The organism is Microvirga subterranea (genome assembly GCF_003350535.1).
Taxonomy (GTDB): domain Bacteria; phylum Pseudomonadota; class Alphaproteobacteria; order Rhizobiales; family Beijerinckiaceae; genus Microvirga; species Microvirga subterranea.
The window spans coordinates 165327-183358 of the sequence record NZ_QQBB01000008.1 but is presented as its reverse complement, the minus strand read 5'-3'; the positions used below and the strand labels follow the sequence as shown (position 1 = coordinate 183358).

At 59.1% G+C, this 18032-nt stretch carries 19 protein-coding genes; 11 read left to right on the top strand and 8 right to left on the bottom strand.

The annotated features are described in order from the left end of the window. Positions 1 to 351: hypothetical protein (locus DES45_RS25240; RefSeq protein ID WP_170151570.1), on the top strand; the 351-nt coding region annotated here is incomplete at its 5' end. A 430-nt stretch (positions 352 to 781) separates the two neighbouring features. Here DES45_RS25240 and DES45_RS19830 read toward each other — a convergent pair. Further along, positions 782 to 2092, bottom strand: a complete 1311-nt coding sequence (locus tag DES45_RS19830) for a hypothetical protein (protein WP_114771809.1) — start codon at positions 2090 to 2092, stop codon at positions 782 to 784. Between the two features lie 563 nt (positions 2093 to 2655). On the opposite strand from DES45_RS19830, the gene DES45_RS19825 reads away from it, so the two are divergent. The 3 genes from DES45_RS19825 (at position 2656) to DES45_RS19815 (ending at position 5002) form a co-directional block, all read left to right on the top strand. Next, positions 2656 to 3054 (top strand): response regulator, encoded by a 399-nt coding sequence (locus DES45_RS19825; RefSeq protein WP_114771807.1) that lies wholly within the window; start codon positions 2656 to 2658, stop codon positions 3052 to 3054. A gap of 244 nt (positions 3055 to 3298) precedes the next feature. Next, complete coding sequence (locus DES45_RS19820; protein WP_114771805.1) at positions 3299 to 4021, top strand: Crp/Fnr family transcriptional regulator; 723 nt, start codon at positions 3299 to 3301, stop codon at positions 4019 to 4021. 207 nt (positions 4022 to 4228) lie between these two features. Beyond that, entirely contained in the window at positions 4229 to 5002 is a 774-nt protein-coding gene (locus tag DES45_RS19815) for a response regulator transcription factor (protein ID WP_114771803.1), read from the top strand. Positions 5003 to 5113: 111 nt separating this feature from the next. On the opposite strand, the gene DES45_RS19810 is transcribed toward DES45_RS19815, so the two are convergent. From DES45_RS19810 to DES45_RS19790, 5 genes are all read right to left on the bottom strand, one after another. Further along, the gene (locus tag DES45_RS19810; protein WP_114771801.1) at positions 5114 to 6004 is read right to left on the bottom strand and encodes an NAD(P)-dependent oxidoreductase; all 891 of its coding nucleotides are present in this window, start codon (positions 6002 to 6004) and stop codon (positions 5114 to 5116) included. Positions 6005 to 6087: 83 nt separating this feature from the next. Continuing rightward, entirely contained in the window at positions 6088 to 7257 is a 1170-nt protein-coding gene (locus DES45_RS19805) for a zinc-dependent alcohol dehydrogenase (RefSeq protein WP_114771799.1), read from the bottom strand. 28 nt (positions 7258 to 7285) lie between these two features. Then, on the bottom strand, positions 7286 to 7705 hold the full coding sequence (locus tag DES45_RS19800; protein ID WP_114771797.1) for a cupin domain-containing protein: 420 nt from the start codon (positions 7703 to 7705) through the stop codon (positions 7286 to 7288). A 30-nt stretch (positions 7706 to 7735) separates the two neighbouring features. After that, the gene (locus tag DES45_RS19795) at positions 7736 to 8716 is read right to left on the bottom strand and encodes a quinone oxidoreductase family protein (RefSeq protein WP_210210239.1); all 981 of its coding nucleotides are present in this window, start codon (positions 8714 to 8716) and stop codon (positions 7736 to 7738) included. A gap of 14 nt (positions 8717 to 8730) precedes the next feature. Beyond that, entirely contained in the window at positions 8731 to 9399 is a 669-nt protein-coding gene (locus tag DES45_RS19790; RefSeq protein WP_114771793.1) for a GntR family transcriptional regulator, read from the bottom strand. A 576-nt stretch (positions 9400 to 9975) separates the two neighbouring features. Here DES45_RS19790 and DES45_RS19785 point away from each other — a divergent pair. From DES45_RS19785 to DES45_RS19755, 7 genes are all read left to right on the top strand, one after another. Continuing rightward, positions 9976 to 11046: a C4-dicarboxylate TRAP transporter substrate-binding protein gene (locus DES45_RS19785; protein ID WP_114771791.1), complete on the top strand. Its 1071-nt coding sequence runs from the start codon at positions 9976 to 9978 to the stop codon at positions 11044 to 11046. Between the two features lie 89 nt (positions 11047 to 11135). Further along, the gene (locus DES45_RS19780; protein WP_170151569.1) at positions 11136 to 11651 is read left to right on the top strand and encodes a TRAP transporter small permease; all 516 of its coding nucleotides are present in this window, start codon (positions 11136 to 11138) and stop codon (positions 11649 to 11651) included. Positions 11652 to 11682: 31 nt separating this feature from the next. Next, entirely contained in the window at positions 11683 to 13011 is a 1329-nt protein-coding gene (locus DES45_RS19775; protein ID WP_210210238.1) for a TRAP transporter large permease, read from the top strand. A 10-nt stretch (positions 13012 to 13021) separates the two neighbouring features. Further along, positions 13022 to 13324, top strand: a complete 303-nt coding sequence (locus DES45_RS19770) for a DUF1330 domain-containing protein (RefSeq protein WP_114771785.1) — start codon at positions 13022 to 13024, stop codon at positions 13322 to 13324. A gap of 40 nt (positions 13325 to 13364) precedes the next feature. Beyond that, complete coding sequence (locus DES45_RS19765) at positions 13365 to 14285, top strand: dihydrodipicolinate synthase family protein (RefSeq protein ID WP_114771783.1); 921 nt, start codon at positions 13365 to 13367, stop codon at positions 14283 to 14285. 48 nt (positions 14286 to 14333) lie between these two features. Next, on the top strand, positions 14334 to 15224 hold the full coding sequence (locus tag DES45_RS19760; protein WP_114771781.1) for a polysaccharide deacetylase family protein: 891 nt from the start codon (positions 14334 to 14336) through the stop codon (positions 15222 to 15224). A gap of 42 nt (positions 15225 to 15266) precedes the next feature. Then, complete coding sequence (locus DES45_RS19755; protein ID WP_147282453.1) at positions 15267 to 15902, top strand: glutathione S-transferase family protein; 636 nt, start codon at positions 15267 to 15269, stop codon at positions 15900 to 15902. Between the two features lie 17 nt (positions 15903 to 15919). On the opposite strand, the gene DES45_RS19750 is transcribed toward DES45_RS19755, so the two are convergent. Both DES45_RS19750 and hisD read right to left on the bottom strand, forming a co-directional pair. After that, positions 15920 to 16693, bottom strand: coding sequence for an SDR family NAD(P)-dependent oxidoreductase (locus DES45_RS19750; protein WP_114771777.1), 774 nt, complete (start codon positions 16691 to 16693; stop codon positions 15920 to 15922). Next, a complete protein-coding gene (gene hisD, locus DES45_RS19745) occupies positions 16693 to 18000 on the bottom strand; it encodes a histidinol dehydrogenase (protein ID WP_114771775.1) in 1308 nt (435 codons plus the stop codon). Before hisD ends, DES45_RS19750 begins: the two co-directional genes overlap by 1 nt. Positions 18001 to 18032: the final 32 nt, after the last annotated feature.

Here is an 18032-nt window from a genome sequence, read left to right as displayed (position 1 = left end):
ATCTGGTCGATGTCTCTCAAAACAGCCCCGAAGGACCGTCCGCAAGGACACCGCCGCCTGCGCTTCTCTCTCTCGTCTTCACTTGTCAAAGAGCATGCATCCGTCAGGATGCCTTACCGGAAAATCTCTTTCCGCAGCCTTAGCGGCCTCGAAGGTCTTCGTCCGGTGGGCGGCGCCGTGTGGCCCGCCGTCGATGAACCTCATATAGGCCGGTTCGATTTTTGGGTCAAGAAGAAATTTGAAGTTTTTTCCAAATCTTCATTTCTTCTCAAGTCTACCTGCATTCGGACAAAGAAGTACCGTCTGCAGAAAATGAGCTTTTCTGCACCGCTACTATCTGGAACGAAGTGAATTCGTCCATTCATCTGAATGTTTTTGTCAGAGGAGCCTTCAGAATTGCTCCGATAACCTCGGAGCGTTCCGGCTCATGGCATGCGCTAGTCACAATGAACACCACCTTGGAAGCAGTCTGTCCGATGGACCGTGGTCCCGGACAAAACAAACTCCAAGGCGCAGGTTCGACGCCGGATCAGAGTTCCGGGTGCCGACAGTCACTGTGTCTGGAAAAGGCGCCGCCTCGGAGAGGTGGCGCCGGGGAGGGGACACATAGTCGATTTTTTCGCCGGTGCAAGAGAAAATTGGGTCTGCCGCACTCAGAAGTTTCAGGTTGGGATTTTCTGGGGATCCCTATGCCGGCGAGTCCTTGCGTGAAGGCCCTCTCAAGGCTGAGGAGTCCGTTCTGAACCGCTCAATGGCCACAGGCGTTTGTGCGGGATCGGCCTCATGCTGCCGCATCGAGGTTGATTCCGCGTGCGGCTGCGAATGCCATCAGTGCCTTGTCGTCGGCGACTCGATGGCGCTGGTCGATAACCCAGCCTTCGCCCTCGCTTACGACGATATAGCCCCGAGACTGGAGCCGGGTCACGAGCGCCTGTGTCCCGCCGACTTCGCTGCGTGTGACGCCCCGCTGGGCAATGAACTGTTCGATTGCTGCTTGGGCCGCTTGGGCAAGATCAACCGCATCAGCCCGATTGACCGATTTCGCGCGGGATTGAGCGGCAATCTTCGCCGGGTCGCGACGAACCGACTTCCAACCGCCACGACCGGATGTCTGCTGCATGTCCGGTGCGGGCATATCCGGACGAGCAGGCGCTGGAGAATCGAGAACAACGATCCTTGGGGGCGGAGCCGGAGCAGGGGGAGGTGGTAGAGGTACAGATGCGGGCCGGGACGCAGGCCTGGCTGCTAGGTGACGCGCCCGGAGTCCCGTGTTGTCGTTAACCACGCCACGCGGTGCGGTTGCCTCCGCGCGCGGCTGCGCGGGTTTGCTCGCACTGATCCGTTGCTCCTTGGGGGGCGCAGACCGAGCTGCCTGTTGTTCCACTCCGGCTGCTAGGGCGATTTCCTGCGCTGTTTGCTCTGACGAAGAGCTCGGCGCTGAAACGGGCTTTGCGGCCCGGCAGAGCTTGACCAGCCGTTCGTCGATGGACTTCTTTTCTGCAATGGCCGCCATTGCGGCCTGCATCATGCCGTTTTCGGACTCGGCGATGGCGCCTTTAAGTACGTCGTCAAACTTCTTTGCCAATCGCGAGAGAGCGGCAGCGAGCATTTGCGTGTCTGAGGAGCGTGGCTGCTCCAGACCCTGCAGTGGCTTTGACCTCTCAGCATTGGCCGCCGGCTTGCTCGGGCATGGCTTCACTTGATCGCGTAATTTCCGCGCGTTTGGCTCAGATAAAGCTTGGCGGGATGCTGCCGCCGCTGATGTTGCCTTTGCGAGTTTGGAAAGATCCCGTACGCCGATCAGACCGATGTCCTGCATCTTCCAGCGAACCTGCGTCACTGTCCTTCCAAGCGTCTCGGCAATGCGCTTGTCGGTCATCGGAGGGTTCGCCGTCACCAAGGCCCGCAGCTGCGCAACCTCTTCCTCGCCCCACGACTGGTGCTTCTGCACCTGCGTGCCGATCATCCGTGCACGGAGGTACGTCGCAGGTACGGGCCGGTTCAGCTTTGCGGCGGTTACTGGAACAGGAACTTTCGCGGCGCGATCGCGGCGGAGAATTTCAATCTCTTCGTCAGTCCATTCCCTGTTCATGGCAGGGTTATTCCTTCTCAGCAGAGGCTGGATCCGGAGAACCACGTCGCAATTCTGAAGAGAAGAGACGTAAGCCGCCGGACCTGGGGCCGGCGACGGAGGCCGTCAAGCCGGATGGTGGGGGAGGGTAGGGCTGGGTGCTATTCCCGGAGGACAAGCCGCCATCTGGAGCAGGATCGCGCTTCCAGCATCCGTTGACTGGAATTGCCTCGCATCCACCCCACGGCAACGCCCGTGAGGAGATGGCGCAGTTTTGAGCCGGCGCAACAATGGAACGTGAGGCATCGGATTGTCGAAGCGTATCTCTGCACGGAATCGAGCACGCTGTTTAAGCAGGCGACGGGCCACAATCAACACGGATTCAGTGTCCTCTGCTTCAATCCATCCGAGGGTTGATTTCCTCACTTCGAGGATCTGCCATATCGGCGTCGGAAATCAGACTTTCGCGCTCCGGTTTCAATGGCACTAGCCGAACGGCCACGATTGGCGTTAACGTATCCCTAAAATTGATTTGATCCGGAGTAGCCGGACTTCATTAGGTGTTGACCGGCGAGGGGGTTGGGATGGGCGAAGGCCGCAAGTGCCGTGTCCTGATCGTTGAGGACGAAGCCATGATCTCGATGCTGATCGAGGACATGGTTCTCGATCTTGGGTGCGAGATCGTCGGTCCGGCCGCAAGGCTTGACCATGCGCTTACGCTGGCGCTTCAGGCCCCGATCGACATCGGCGTACTCGACATCAATGTCGATGGTTCCGTGGTTTTTCCCGTGGCAGACGTGCTTCGGTTCCGCGGCATCCCATTCATATTCTCCACCGGATATGATGCCCGCAGCCTTCCTGAACGCTTTTGCGGAAGCCCAACCCTGACGAAACCTTTCTCATACAAGCACCTTGCGGAGATGTTCCGGGGCTCGTTGGCTGACGCCGCCTGCACCCCCGACGCCTTCCAACTGCTCGACTGACCCGTTTCCAGGCAGCAACGTCGCCCACGACGGTCTGCTTTCATGGTGATAATTGCACCGAATTTCGTAACTTTATAGCGAGAGAGGCGCCTTCGGTCGGTAAGGCCCAATGTTCGTCGGATCACCCGCATGTGGTAAGACCTCTGCGAGGCGATGCGCCTCGAAAGGTTACGCTCTCCAACCTGCCATTCGACAGGCCGCGTGATAGGATTGTGGTCTTGTCAAGCGTAGCGACCGGTCGATCGTGAGAAGCAGAATTCCGACAGGCCACCGAGCCAACCGCCTGCTCGCCGCTTTGGAGGCTGAGGATTACGCTTACCTCGAGCCATACCTCGAGACGGTCGAACTGCCTCAAGGCAAAGTTCTCTACGAACCCGGCGAGATGGTATACCATGTGTACTTCCCCCAAGATGCCTGCGTATCCCTCGTCAATGTTCTTGAGGACGGGGTCACCGTTGAAGTTGCGATGTTCGGCCGCGAGGCCGCCTTCGGGTTCGTGAGCGAACTCGCCACGGGAAAGGCTTTTGGGCGTTATGTCGTACAGATCGCTGGAGGCGCATCCCGGATAAGCATCCAGCGCCTGCATGACGTCGTCGAAGCACGGCCGCGCATTCGCAGCATCTTATGGGCGTTTGCCGAAGCTCTGATCCTTCAGACCTTCCAGATGATTACCTGTAATGCTGTCCACAGCGTCGAAGCGAGATGCTGCCGATGGATCTTGAGCATCCATGACCGACTCGGTCATGACACCCTTCCCCTGACACATGAGTTTCTGGCGTCCATGCTCGGCGTTCAGCGCTCCACAGTCAGCGTTGTCACACGAGCCCTTCAGTCAGCCGGACTGATCGTGCAGGGACGCGGTGCCATCACCATAACCGATCGCGATGGTTTGGAGAGAGCCGCCTGCGAATGCTACTGGAAAATCAGAAAAGGTTTCGAGCAGCTTCTGCCAAATTCGTTTATATAAACGTTATATAGTTATTTACACTGTTCTTGCATTCCGCACGCATTAAGCCCGCCTGAAGAAGCTTAAGCACATATTGCTGACGAAAAATTTTCACTGTGTCGGCTTCCCGACAGACATGAAATCATGGATTGATATTGTCACAACCATTGGCAGAACCAAACCAGCCATTGTGTCGAGCACGAGATTTGGCTCTACAAGGGGGAGCAGATGACCGAGGTATATTCCGTCATTGCGGCCGACCTACCGGCCACAAGCGATAGCGTACGGGATCTCTCCCGCGAAGTTCCGACCGCATTGATCAGCGAGAGCCCACTGTTGCAAGCTGGGTTGGAGCACCTTCTCGCGGATACGCGTTTCGTAGTGGGCGACCATGCGGCTCAGAATCGGCCGGATCGACCCAGCCCAGAACTTCCGCACCTCTTCATCATTATCTCGAAACAATGTTCGAATCGCACCATCGAATCAGTCGAGACGATAAAGGCGACGTTTCGAGACGCTAAGATCTGTGTCATGGCCGACGATCTCGACCTTTCGTCGGCTTTGCGAGCTTATGAAGCGGGAGCCAACGGCTTCTGCCTGACGAGTGTCGATAGAGATGTCCTCACCACCTCACTCGATCTCATGATGATGGGTGAAGGACTGTTCCCGTCACGCCTCCTCGCCTCGGCTTCCGATCACATCCCGTCCACACCGGATCGGGAAGCGGAGCGCCCCTTCCACGGAGGCGACCAGAGCCTTGAGAGCATGCGAGCCGCCGGCCCTACGGGGCAGAGGCTGTCCGCTCGGGAAGGAGAAATCCTTCGGGGGCTGATGGAGGGGGCTCCGAACAAAGTGATCGCCCGCCAGTTCGGCCTGAGCGAAGCTACCGTTAAGGTGCACGTCAAAGCGATTCTTCGCAAGATCGGCGCCAAGAACCGCACTCAGGCCGCCATGTGGGCGGCGGATCATATTCCAGCAAGCCGCACGACAACGTTGTCGTAGATATTGTGGTCAGGTGACCTAGGAGGGCAGGGAGCGCTCCTGCCCTCTTCAACGGTGCATAGGCCAGTTGCTTTGGGGTCTCCTAGCCGATGGTCCAAAGAGGTCCAAGCCTTAGGGGCGGTGCAGGCCTGCCATGTTCTCCAGAACGGTGCAAACCGATGCCGTATCCTGGGTGTTCTGTCCATTCGCCAAAGCCGCGCGATAGACGGACTCGGTCGCCGTGAACAATGGCGTCGGACAGCCTAGCTGCCGGGCAAACTCATCGATAACCCGCATATCCTTCTGCCAAAGACCGATGGACATGGTGGCTGGCTCATACCGCTGATCTGCCATCAGCGGAGCGCGAAGCTCAAAGATTCTGGAATTCCCGGCTCCGGCCGAGATGAGCTCGATGATCTGGTGGGCGGGCAACCCGGCCTTCATGCCAAGAACCATCGCCTCCGCACTCGCAACATTGTTGATAGCAACGAGCAGATTCGCCACGAACTTCATCTTGGTGCCGTTCCCGAACGGTCCCACATTGTGCGCGGCCCGCCCGAAATCCAAGAACAGTTCGTTCAAGGCCTCGATGTCTTCGGAACCGCCACTGGCATAGATGACGAGATCGCGATTCGCCGCTTGTGCGCCGGTGCCGCTCAACGGGCAATCGAGCATCCTGTGGCCTGCTCCTCGTAGGACGGACTCGGCATTGGTTTTGTCCTCAAGGGCGAGAGTGCTCAACTCTGCCACGATGCATCCTCGAGTAGCATGCTCGGCCAACTCCTGAACCACGTCGTGGAGAGCGCGAGGGCTCGGGAGGCTCGTCAAGATGGTTGTGGCTGCCGCGGCAATGGCAGCAGGGCTGTCGACGAGCCGTACACCTGCGGCCTGCGCTTCGGCGACCCTTTGCGGACTCACGTCGTAACCGAATACGGTCCAACCGCGCTCAACCAAGTTCCGGGCTACTGCGCCTCCCATCGTCCCGAGGCCGATGACGCCGACAGGGGCCTTTTTATCGATCATGATGCTTACTCTATGGTTCGAGGAGGTCTACCTCACCGGAGAAATTCAAGCTGGCGAATGGCGACCTTGAATGGCATGAGAATTCAACTCGCCTTACGCAGCTCTTGCTCCGCAGCCCGTCGGGGCATTTTCACCACCACCTTGATAGCGTCCTCGACGCGATCGCGTGCATAACGGAGGGCAGTCGGAAGATCTTCCATCATGAAGGTATGCGTGTGGATCTTCGTCGCGTCGAAGCGCTTGGCTGCCATGAACGCCTGAGCACGGTGCGTTGCGCTGCGCCCTTCGCCACGGATCCCATAAATGTAGATGTTGTTGCGGACGAGATGGGCAACATCGATAAGAGCCGGATCATGGGGGAAGGCTGCGAGGCACATCTTGCCGCCGCGGTTCAGCATGCGCCCGGCTTCATTGATGGCATTCGGAGCGCCCGAACACTCGATGACATAGTCAACGCCCTTGCCGCCGTTAAGGCGCCGTACGGCTTCGACCGGATCCTCGCGGGTGACGTTCACCACGTGGTCGGCGCCGAGTTCAAGCCCCGTCTTGAGGCGATTGTCGCGCGTTCCCGTCAATATCACCGGAGAAGCGCCCAAAGCTTTCGCAACCGCGGCGCCGAGGAGCCCGATCGGCCCGGGGCCAATCACGACGACGCTCTCGCCGGCGATCAAACCGCCGAGCTCGGTAAGCCCGTACATTGAAGTGCCGGCCGTAACGACAAGGGTCGCTTCCTCATCGCTCATGTCATCGGAGATCTTGATAAGCGTATTGATGTTGTTGACGGCGAACTCGGCAAAGCCACCATCCGATGTGAATCCGTTCGCCCGATGCCCCTTGTCGACGTCGCCATAGTTGAGGCCGTAATTCAGGCACGACGTGTACATGCCCATTCGGCAGCGCTTGCACTGACCACAGCCGGCATGGATTTCAACGGTTACCCGATCACCGATTCTGAACTCATCGACGCCTGGGCCGAGGGCGGCGACCGTTCCCATGTACTCATGCCCGGGCGTGAAATTTTTGTTGAAGGGGGTGCCCCCCTGAATCATGGCCGGCGGACCGCTGCTGACCACGTCCAGGTCCGTGGCGCAGATCGCTATCGCATCCACCCGAACCAGCACCTCTGCTTTCTTGGGAACGGGGACCGGCTTGTCGACCAGCTTCAGTTCTTCGGGATCGCCGAGAACCCAAGCCTTCATCATCTCAGGGACCGGGATGGCAGGATCGGTTCTAACGCCGGGTGGTGCATACATGATCGGTTTCCGTATTTGTCGCTATGATTCAGGCGGCCTGGAGACGGATGCCATCAGGAACCGGGAGGGGAGCGTTGGCGCTTTGCTTGAACTCCACCGTCGTAAACAGAAGTTCCGTGTCGCCAATGTTCTCGACGCTATGAACCAGGTACTCGCCGGCTCCATAGTGGAGATGCTTCGTGTCTCCCGGAAAATGGTTGACGTCGACGATGCGGCCATCTTCGAAATATCCACGGGCACTGCCATAGGTGTGACACGTCCAGAAGTAGTCGAGCACGTGGCGATGGAAGGCGCATCGCTTTCCCGGCGGGAGGCGCAAGTGCCAGACTCGCACGCGATCCGTTTCAGACACGAGCACACTTCCGACACAGCCGTTGAAACGATTGGCTTCCAGGTCGGCCTGAAGCTCTTGGGGCCAATGGGCTCGCGCATTTTCGGTCGTCAGCATGGCATCCTCCGTCGAGTTGGATTGATCAAATCACGGGATAAGAATCGTGGAGCCGCTCGTACGACCCTCTTCAAGGTCTCGATGAGCTTGAGCAGCTTCGGAGAGCGGATATCGTTGCCCGATGGAGGGTCTGAGAACGCCCTTGGCGACCAAGTCGAAAACCGCGGCCGCCGATGCGGCGTAATCCTCGGGTGAGCTGGCATAGTGTACGAGGGTCGGCCGGGTGAAATACAAAGAGCCTTTCTTCTGAAGCAGGCTCGCCTCGACCGGCGGGGGAGGGCCCGATGTCGCTCCGAAGGACACAAAGACGCCTCTCGGAGCCAATGAGTCGATCGAGGTCTCGAACGTGGCCCTTCCGATTGAGTCGAAGACGACCGGAACACCCTTTCCTCCGGTGATCTCCTTCACACGGGAAAGGACATCCTCCCTGGTTCTGTCAATGACGGCGAAGTAACCATTGGCCAGAGCCCGTTCGCATTTTTCATGGCCGGCAGCGACACCAATCAGTCGGACGCCAAGATGCTTCGCCCATTGGCCGGCGAGGAGCCCAACCCCGCCAGCCGCCGCATACATCAGGGCAAAATCGTTCGGCTGTAGGCTGACGCACCGGTTGAGGAGGTATTCGACCGTCATACCCTTCAAAAGGACGGCGGCCGCCTGCTCATTGGAGGCACCGTCAGGAACTTTGACGAGGCGGTCGGGCGACATGACGCGATGATCGGCATAGGCCCCAGGCGCGCCGCCCTGATATGCGACGCGATCGCCAACGCGCAGCGACGCAACTTCCGAGCCGACCGCTTCGACGACACCTGCCGCCTCGCTGCCGATCCCACTCGGCATCGGCAGAGGATAGGCTCCGGAGCGATGGTAAACGTCAAGGAAGTTCAAGCCGCAGGCGGTCTGGCGGATCAGAACTTCGCGCGGACCAGGCGAGCCGATCTCCACCTCCTGAAGCTGGAGAACATCAGCGCCACCTTGTTGCTCGATACGGATCGCGTGGGCTTTCACTATGGGCCTCCCGGTAGTCAGGCGATGACGGATAGATTCTCGAGCGCATCGAGAACGCGCCGGCGTGAGCTTTCGATATGATCCCGTGCCAGAGCCAGCGCCTGCCTTTTGTCGCGTCTCTGAATCGCGTCGATAATCGCGCCATGTTCAGCAACAAAGTCAGCAAGGCTGAGCTCATTGCTGCTTGTAACGCTCACGTAGGTCAGCCGCTCGTACTGCTCGATGGCGTCACATCCGGCGCGAGCAAGACGTGAATTCCCGCAGTTGGCGGCAAGAAAGCCATGGAAGGCGCTATTGTACTCAATCCACTTCGAGAGCTCTATCGGAGAGGGTAGCGTGCGGAACTCATCGAGGTCCGACAGAATCCCATCGCTGGCCGTATCGAGCAGACGGATGATGCTTTCGCGTTCAAGGATCTGGCGCATTTCATACAGCTCGCGCGCATCCGTCAGGGAGATGCGTTTCACGCGATAGCCTTTGCGGGGCATGACTTCGATCAGGTTCTGCTCCTCGAGCTTGAGCAATGCGTCCCTGATCGGTGACTTGCTCACCTGATACTGCTCGGCAAGCTGCCGCTCCTGAATTTGTGTGCCGGGACGAATGGCGCAGGACAGTATCGCGGCTCTCAGCTGCTGATACACGCTCGTTCGAACCAGAAGCGGAGATTCATCCAATCCTTCGGGCACAAAATTCTCCCTGCCTAGGATTCCTTACACTACAGAATGCCTCAAACTGATATTTCAGTTCTTCGCTCCGCGTCAATCCTGTTGCGCCGATTTCCTGAAGAAGCCATTGAAACGCGGTAGCCAACGTTCCTGTTGACACATGATTTGCAGATAGTGAAATATCAGATTCGACAGGACGGAGGGAGGAATGACGCCAGAATTCTTCGCCGGAAAGCTCATGTTCTTGCATCCGCCGAATGGATGATCGCGTCGCAGGTACGCGTCTTTTTCAGCTCAGAGTACACAGTTGCTGAGGGACTTTCGTAGGTATGAAGTCGGCAGGTCCCAAATCGACGCGCGGTCGAGTGAGCTTGGGCGATCATGATTCATGATAAAAATGATCAGCAATGATTATTTCATCATAGAGCGAGACCACGCTTAAGCTTTTCCGATAGCGGCAGGGCCGAGCGCAATTAAGCCGAATGTGCCTGGATCGAACCGGGCTTTGACGACGACGAGCCACAGGGGATTTCGGGATGATGCGAGGCTCCCTGCCTGCTCATAATCAAGAAGATTTCTGGGAGGAGATCGAAGTCCATGAGGAGCGTCATTCAAGTATCTGCCATCGCTTTGGCTGCTCTCGCGCTCGGCTCAGTCACGTCTGCGAAGGCTGAGAACATCAGGTTGCGCATCGCGTCAGGTCATCCGGCGGTCAATACGTACGTTCACCTGATGCAGACATTTTTCGTGCCGGAGGTGACGAAGCGGGTCGCGGAGCGAACGAGCCATAAAATCGAGTTCATTGAAGGTTATGGCGGCTCGATGGTGAAGGTTGCGGACACGCTGGAAGGTGTGCAGTCCGGCATCATCGACATCGGCGGCTATTGCCTCTGCTTCGAGCCGTCGAACCTTCCCCTCCATGCCTTTCAGGTCATGCTGCCGTTCGGCACTATGAGCGCCGAGAAGAGCGTCAAGCTCGCGCGGGCTGTCTATGACAAAGTCCCGTACATGACCAAGGTGTTCGAGGAGAAGTTTGGCCAGAAGCATTTGGCCGCAATTGCCGACAACGGCTACAATTTGACGACGACATTCGACTGGAACACGGTCGCCGATCTCAAAGGACGCAAGCTGGCCGGCGCAGGCCTGAATCTGAAATGGCTGGAATTCGCCGGCGCCGTGCCGGTCCAATCATCGCTGCCTGAGGCCTATACGGCCATGCAGACCGGTGTCTACAACGGATGGATCATGTTCCCGTCCGGCGTCGTGAATTTCAAGATGTATGAAGTCTCTCCGTATTACACGGAGATTGGGTTCGGATCCATCACGTGGCACGCGCTGACGATCAACCGCAATCGCTTCAACCGACTTCCCAAGGAAGTGCAGGACATCATCGTTGAAGTTGCACGGGAGTACGAAGCGAAAACCGGGACCGTCAACGACGAGAACTATCCCAAGCAGATCGAGCAGTTGAAGGAGCTCGGCGCAAAGGTGAAGACCCTGCCTGAAAGCGTGCGTGCCGATTGGGCTACGTCCCTCAAGGACTGGCCCAAGGAGAAGGCAGCCGAGCTCGACAAAGCCGGACTTCCCGGAACCCAGGTCCTTGAGCTGACTCTCGAGGAAGCCGAGAAGCTCGGCCACAAATGGCCGATTCGGTACCAGGTCAAATAGCATTCAAACGGGTCGTCTCCCGGAACCGGCTGACTTACCAGCTCCGGTTCCGGGGTTTCTCATGTGAATACGGCTGCAGGTGTCATTCGATGATTGGAAGAGGTCTCGACTGGATTTCGAAAGCCTTGCTGGTTCTGGCTTCGATCCTCGCCTTCCTTTTATGCTTTGTCGTCGTCGGTGACGTGATCGGGAGAGTGGCGTTCAACAGTCCGCTCAAGGGCACGCCGGAACTCGTCTCCAGCTCGATCGTCATCATCTGCTATCTGCAGGCGGTCTATGCCATTCTCAGTAATGGGATGATGCACGTGGATGCACTGACCATCCATTTTCCCGCACGCATCCGTGCCGCCCTAGTCGTCGTCTCCTGTTTTCTCGGAATCATCCTCTTTGCTCTCATCTTCTGGGGCAGCATCGACGGCTTTGCCCACGCATTCGAGACCGGCGAGTATGAGGGGGAGGGAGCTCTTCGAGTTCCGATGTGGCCGGTTCGACTTGCAGTTCTGATCGGCAGTGGACTTGCCGTTGCAGCCTACTTGCTCCTGGCAATCAGGCAGATTGCTGCGGCCCGTATGCACGAAGTCCTTGTCACCGGCACCTCACACTGATTGGATCCCTTCGATGTTCGACCCCTCACAAATGATGATCATCGTTGGGGTACTCCTGACACTCGTCCTCTTCGGCACCCACATCGCGGTCGCACTCGGCATTACCTCGGCTCTCGGAATATACCTCATGCAGGAAAACATCGAGGTCGTCCGGAGCTTCATTTCGAACACGGCCTACGAGGGAATCCGGGATTATATCTTCGCCGTCATCCCACTCTTCATCCTGATGGGCGAGTTCCTCGCAAAATCGGGCGCGGCTCGCGACCTTTTCAGCCTGGTCAATCGCTTGACTCGATGGCTCCCTGGGCGCCTTGGCGTCGCGACCGTGCTGGCAAACGCGGTTTTTGCTTTCGTTTCGGGAGTGAGCATCGCGGCCGCTGCAACATTCTCCCGCATCGCTTATCCGGAGATGAAGCGTTACGGCTACAATCGGCAGTTTTCACTTTCCTGCATCGCGGGCAGTGCCTGCCTCGGCATGCTCATTCCGCCGTCGGTCCTCATGATCGTTTGGGGCGTCCTGACCGAGCAGTCGATCGGCAGCCTGTTCATGGCCGGTGTGGTTCCTGGCCTCGTCGTCGTGCTCGTTTACAGCGCCTACATCGTCGGAACCGCTATTCTAAGGCCTCAGATCGTCGGCGAAGGCAGAGTATCTGCGACTGCGAACCACGCCACGACCGCGCAGATCGCTGAGAGCGATGACCTCAGCGGCACACTTTTCGGCACGCTTCTGGTCGTTCTTCTCGTGTGCGGCGTCCTCGGGGGCATCTGGTTCGGCTTTTTCACTCCGACGGAAGGCGCGGGCGTCGGTGCGGTAGCGGCATTCGCCATCGCGTTGATCCGCGGGATGCGTGCGAAGGAGGTCTTCGAGGTCGTTCTGTCGGCAGGTCGCTCGTCTGCGCCGCTTCTCCTTCTTCTCGTCATGGCTCAGCTCTACTCCCGTGTCCTGTCGATGACGGGTATTACGGGAGCGGTCCAGGCTGCGCTCCTCGACACGGGACTGCCGGCAATCGCCATCCTCGGGATCATGATCCTCATCTGGTTCGTCCTCGGATGCATCATCGACTCGATCTCGATCATTCTCCTGACTGTCCCAGTATTCGCTCCCGTCGCCAGCAGCCTAGGATACGATCCTCTGGCATTCGCCATCATCGGCATCCTGGCCATCGAGACGGGGCTCTTGACCCCGCCGTTTGGAATTCTCGTCTTCACGGTCAAGGCTGCGTTGCCGCAGGAAAATGTCTCGGTCGGCGAGATCTTTCGGGGATCGACCCCGTTCTGGATCTGCCTTCTGGCGGTCATCGCGGCAATCATCGCCTTCCCCCAGATCGCAACCTGGCTTCCCAATCTCGGAAAACCTTAAGGAGAAAATCATGCCCGCCTACTGGGTCGCGCGGTCGCGCATCAATGATCCCGTCGAGTATAAGAAGTACACGGACCGCGTACCTGGGATCATTTCTCGATATGGCGGCAAGGTGCTGGCCCGTGGCGGCCGATTCAAGATCCTGGAGGGGCCGGAAACGTTCCACCGTTTCGTGGTGATCGAGTTCCCGAGTCTCGAGGCCGCCGAGGAATGCCATCGCTCACCCGAATACCAGGAAGCCTCGTCGTTCCGCAAAGACGGGGCCGGGCAGGTGGAACTGATTATCGTCGAGGGCGGCGACGCCACGAAATGAGCGAGGCCGATTTCTTCCCGCCATTGAAAGCACAACCCTGATGGCCAAAGCCGACTTTGCAGGGGTTCTCGTCCCCGCCATTACATCCTTCCAAGCCGATCTCGAGGTGGATGCACCGCTGTTTCTCGGCGTGTGCCGCTGGCTCCTGGCCCAAGGAGCCAACGGGCTCGCCGTTTTCGGCACGACGAGCGAAGCGAATTCGTTGTCGATCGCGGAGCGCCGCCATCTCCTGGAGCATTTGGTGGAAGGCGGGATCGATCCGTCACTGCTTCTGCCCGGCACGGGGCAATCGGCCCTTCCGGATGCGGTCGAGCTAACGAGGCACGCAGTGTCCGTCGGGTGCGGCGGCGTGCTGATGCTGCCGCCATTCTACTACAAGCCCATATCGGTCGAGGGGCTGTTCGCGTTCTATTCGGAAGTGATCGAACGGGTCGGTTCGTCGGACTTAGGATTGTGGCTCTATCACATCCCTCAGATGACCGGCGTCGGCATTCCTCATGACCTCATCGAGCGGTTGATCAAGCGCTATCCGGACACTGTCCTGGGCATCAAGGACAGTTCCGGCGACTGGTCCAACACGGAGGCCATGCTCACTCGCTTCCCAGGCTTCCGCATCTTTCCAAGTTCAGAAGGCGTTCTCCTGAAGGCGATGAGGCTTGGAGCAGCCGGCTGCATCACCGCTTCGGGCAACATCAATGCTGCAGCGATCCGCCAGCTGGTCGACAACTGGAAGAGCCCGGACGCTGACGCACTGCAAGAGCCCGTGGCGGACGTGCGCAACATTTTCTCGAGCTATCCCCTCATCCCGGCAGCAAAGGCGGTGATGGCGACATTGCTGCGCGAGCCAGGGCTTGCGCAGCTACGGCCCCCATTGACGCCGCTTTCGGACACCCAGTCTTCGGAGCTGATCGCAAGGCTTGAGAAGGCTGGGCATGCTTTCAAACCCGCACCATTCATGTGACCCGCGAAACGAGCATTATCCGCTCTTCTCATCGAATTGGAGACCATCATGGCGCTCACGGATCGAATTCCTTACCAGGCCCTGATCGACAGACCGAAGCTCCACCTGCCGGGAGGAGCCAGACTGGCGGTATGGTTCATCCTCAACGTCGAGGAATGGCGGATCGAAGGAGCGATGCCAAGGACCGTCCTGTCGCCCCCGATGGGACAACCGCTTCTCCCGGACGTGCCAAACTGGTCTTGGCATGAATACGGTATGCGGGCCGGCTTTTGGCGGCAGTTCGAGGCGCTGACGCGCCGAAACATCCCTGTCACGCTCGCAATCAACGGAAACGTGTGCACATCCTATCCGCGCGTTGCGGCCGCCGGTCGGGATGCCGGCTTCGAGTTCATGGGGCATGGCTTCCTCCAGGGACCGATGCACAAGGTCGAGAACCAGAGAGACGCCATCCGACGGACGGTGGACGCAATCACCGCATTCGCAGGGCAGCCGCCACGCTCCTGGGAGAGTCCTGGTCTGACGGAAACCGAAGAGACGCTCGACCTGCTGAGGGAGCATGGGATCGAGTATGTGGCCGATTGGGTGATCGACGATCTGCCGCAAGAGGTCGCGACGCCTTTCGGGCCCATTACGACGATCCCCTACACGGTCGAGACCAACGATATCGTGGTCTATGCCCTTCAGCAGCACGCGTCAGACCAGTTCCTCAAGACCGGGAAAGATCAGTTCGACCGCCTTTATCAGGAGGGAGAGCAGAATGCCCGGATCATGGCCATCTCGATGCATCCCTACATTACGGGTGTCCCGCACCGGATTCGTTATCTGGAGGAGCTCCTGGACTATGTGATCGGGCATGAAGTCGTCGCATTGATGACGGCAAGCGAGATCGGCGACTGGTATACGGGCGAGATGGCCCGCCTTCGCCGGGATGCGGCATGACTGGGCAAGCGAGTTGAGGAAGTACAAAGAGGCTTGGTCGGCATGAAGCTCTGGGGCAGGGCAACCTCCATGAACGTCCAGAAGGTACTCTGGGCGTTGGGCGAGCTCGGAATGGATGCCGAGCGGCTCGACGTAGGCGGTTCCTACGGCGGTCTGGACTCCTCAGCTTACAGTGCCTTGAACCCCAACCGCCGGATCCCGACGCTCGAAGACGGCGACCTGGTCCTGTGGGAATCCAACGTCATCGTTCGCTACCTCGCCGCACGCTATGGGCGCGGAACCCTTCATCCCGACTCATGGAACGAAGCCGCCTTGGCGGATCAATGGATGGACTGGATGCAGACGACGTTGGCGCCGGTCTTTGTGCCGCTGTTCTGGGAGGTTGTCCGCAAGCCTCCCTCCCAGCGCAGCCCGGAACGCATTCTGCAATTGAGCGAAGAGGCAAGGCGCGTCTATGGCATTCTCGATGCCCGCCTCGCAGATACGCCCTGGCTTGCAGGCTCAACCTTCTCGATAGGGGACATCCCGGCCGCCGTGACGCTCCATCGATGGTATACGATGGACATTCCACGGCCTGACCTCGCCAATCTCGCGAGCTGGTACGAGCGCCTGGGTGAGCGCCCGGCTTTTCGCTCGAGCGTGATGACGAGCTACGAACCTCTGCGCGGTCGAGATTGAGGCTATCAAGGCCGCTTCTAATCGGCCGTCCAGCCGCCGTCCACGAGGAGCGCTGAGCCAGTCATAAGACTGGAGGCATCGCTCGCCAGAAACACGATCGCGCCGGTCAGATCCTCTACCCGGCCAAGGCGTCCGAGCTTGATCTTCGAAAGCACGCCGGCACGGAAATTTTCGTCGGCCAGGAAGGGGCGTGTCATCGGGGTCTCGATGAAGGTCGGGCACAAGGTGTTGACCCGAATCCCGTGAGGGCCGAGTTCCACCGCCATGGCTTTCGTCATTCCTTCCAGGGCAAATTTCGACGTGCAGTAGACGGTCCGGTTGGCTCCGCCGACATGGCCCATTTGCGACGAGACGTTGATGATGGATCCGGGCATGCCGGCTGCAATCAAGCGCCTCGCCACGATCTGTGCGGCGAAGAAGGCGGACCGCACGTTCAGGCCCATGATCGCATCGAAGTCCTCTATGGAAACGTCGACAAATGGTTTCGGCCGGTTCGTGCCGGCATTGTTGACGAAGACGTCGAACGGTCCGAGAGCCTCGAGGGAGCGCGAAACCTCGCCAAGATCATTGACGTCGAGGCACAGCGCCGCGGCGTCAAACCCCTCGTCCCGGATGGCCTGCGCTGCCGCGTTGATCTCATCCGCAGTCCGAGCCGCCAATGTCACATGGGCTCCGGCGGATGCCAAAGCAGCGGCTGCGGCCAGACCGATGCCGCGTCCCGCACCTGTCACAAGGGCGCGCTTTCCGTCGAGGCGGAACGAGGGCGGGCGAGGGAGCGAGGGCACGGTCATTACTCGGCCGCCGTCGCATAAGGGATATTGCGGCCGCCGTAGCGGCGCACTCGGATGTTCGCCTGCTCGGCATGCCCGGCAAACCCCTCGAGCATGCAGAGGCGCGAACAATACTCGCCAACGAGGGTCGATGCTTCGTCGGTCAGGATCTTCTGGTAGGTTACGGTTTTCAGAAACTTGCCGACCCAGAGGCCGCCGGTATAGCGAGCTGCCTTTTTCGTCGGGAGCGTATGATTGGTGCCGATGACCTTGTCGCCGTAGGACACGTTGGTGCGGGGACCAAGGAACAGCGCTCCATAGTTCGTCATATTGGCCAGGAAGTAGTCCGGATCCCTCGTCATCACCTGGACGTGTTCGGACGCAATGTTGTCTGCCTCCCGGACCATTTCCTCGTCCGTATCGCACACGATCACGGCGCCGTAGTCCGCCCAGGCTTGTCTTGCGATCGCTGCAGTCGGTAGGATGCCAAGCAGGCGCTCGACCTCGGCCATCGTCTCGCGAGCGAGTTTCTCGGATGTGGTCAGCAGGATCGCCGGCGAGTTCGGGCCATGTTCTGCCTGACCGAGGAGGTCCGTTGCGCACATCTCCGCATCGACGCTGTCATCAGCGATGACAAGGGTTTCCGTCGGGCCGGCGAAGAGGTCGATGCCGACGCGTCCGTAAAGCTGGCGCTTTGCCTCCGCCACGAAGGCGTTGCCGGGTCCGACCAGCATGTCGACGGGTGCGATACTTTCCGTGCCGAGCGCCATGGCGCCGACAGCCTGGACTCCGCCCAGGCAGTAGATGACATCGGCGCCTGCCAGGTGCTGGGCGGCAACGATCGCAGGAGCCGGCTTTCCTTGGTAGGGCGGGGCGCATGTCACGATGCGCGGGACGCCTGCCACCTTGGCCGTGATGACCGACATATGCGCAGAGGCGAGGAGAGGGTACTTGCCACCTGGCACGTAGCATCCGACCGAATTCACCGGAATGTTCTTGTGCCCGAGGATCACGCCCGGCAGCGTCTCGACCTCGATGTCCTTCATCGATTGGCGCTGATGCTCCGCGAAGTTCTTTACCTGCTCCTGTGCAAACCGAATGTCGTCGAGATTGCGCTGCGACAGCTGCGAGAGGCAGTCGCTGATTTCCTTATCGGTGAGGCGATAGTCGTCCCTGTCCCAGCGGTCGAACTTGGTGGAAAACTCTCGCACGCCGGCATCTCCTCGCCGGGCGATATCGGCCAGGATTTCTTCGACCGTCTCCCTGATCCTGGCATCATCCTCTGCAATCGCTTCCGCATCGCGTCCGCGCTTCAACCAACGTGCCATGGGATCTGCCTCGATTATTTATCGAATGATTA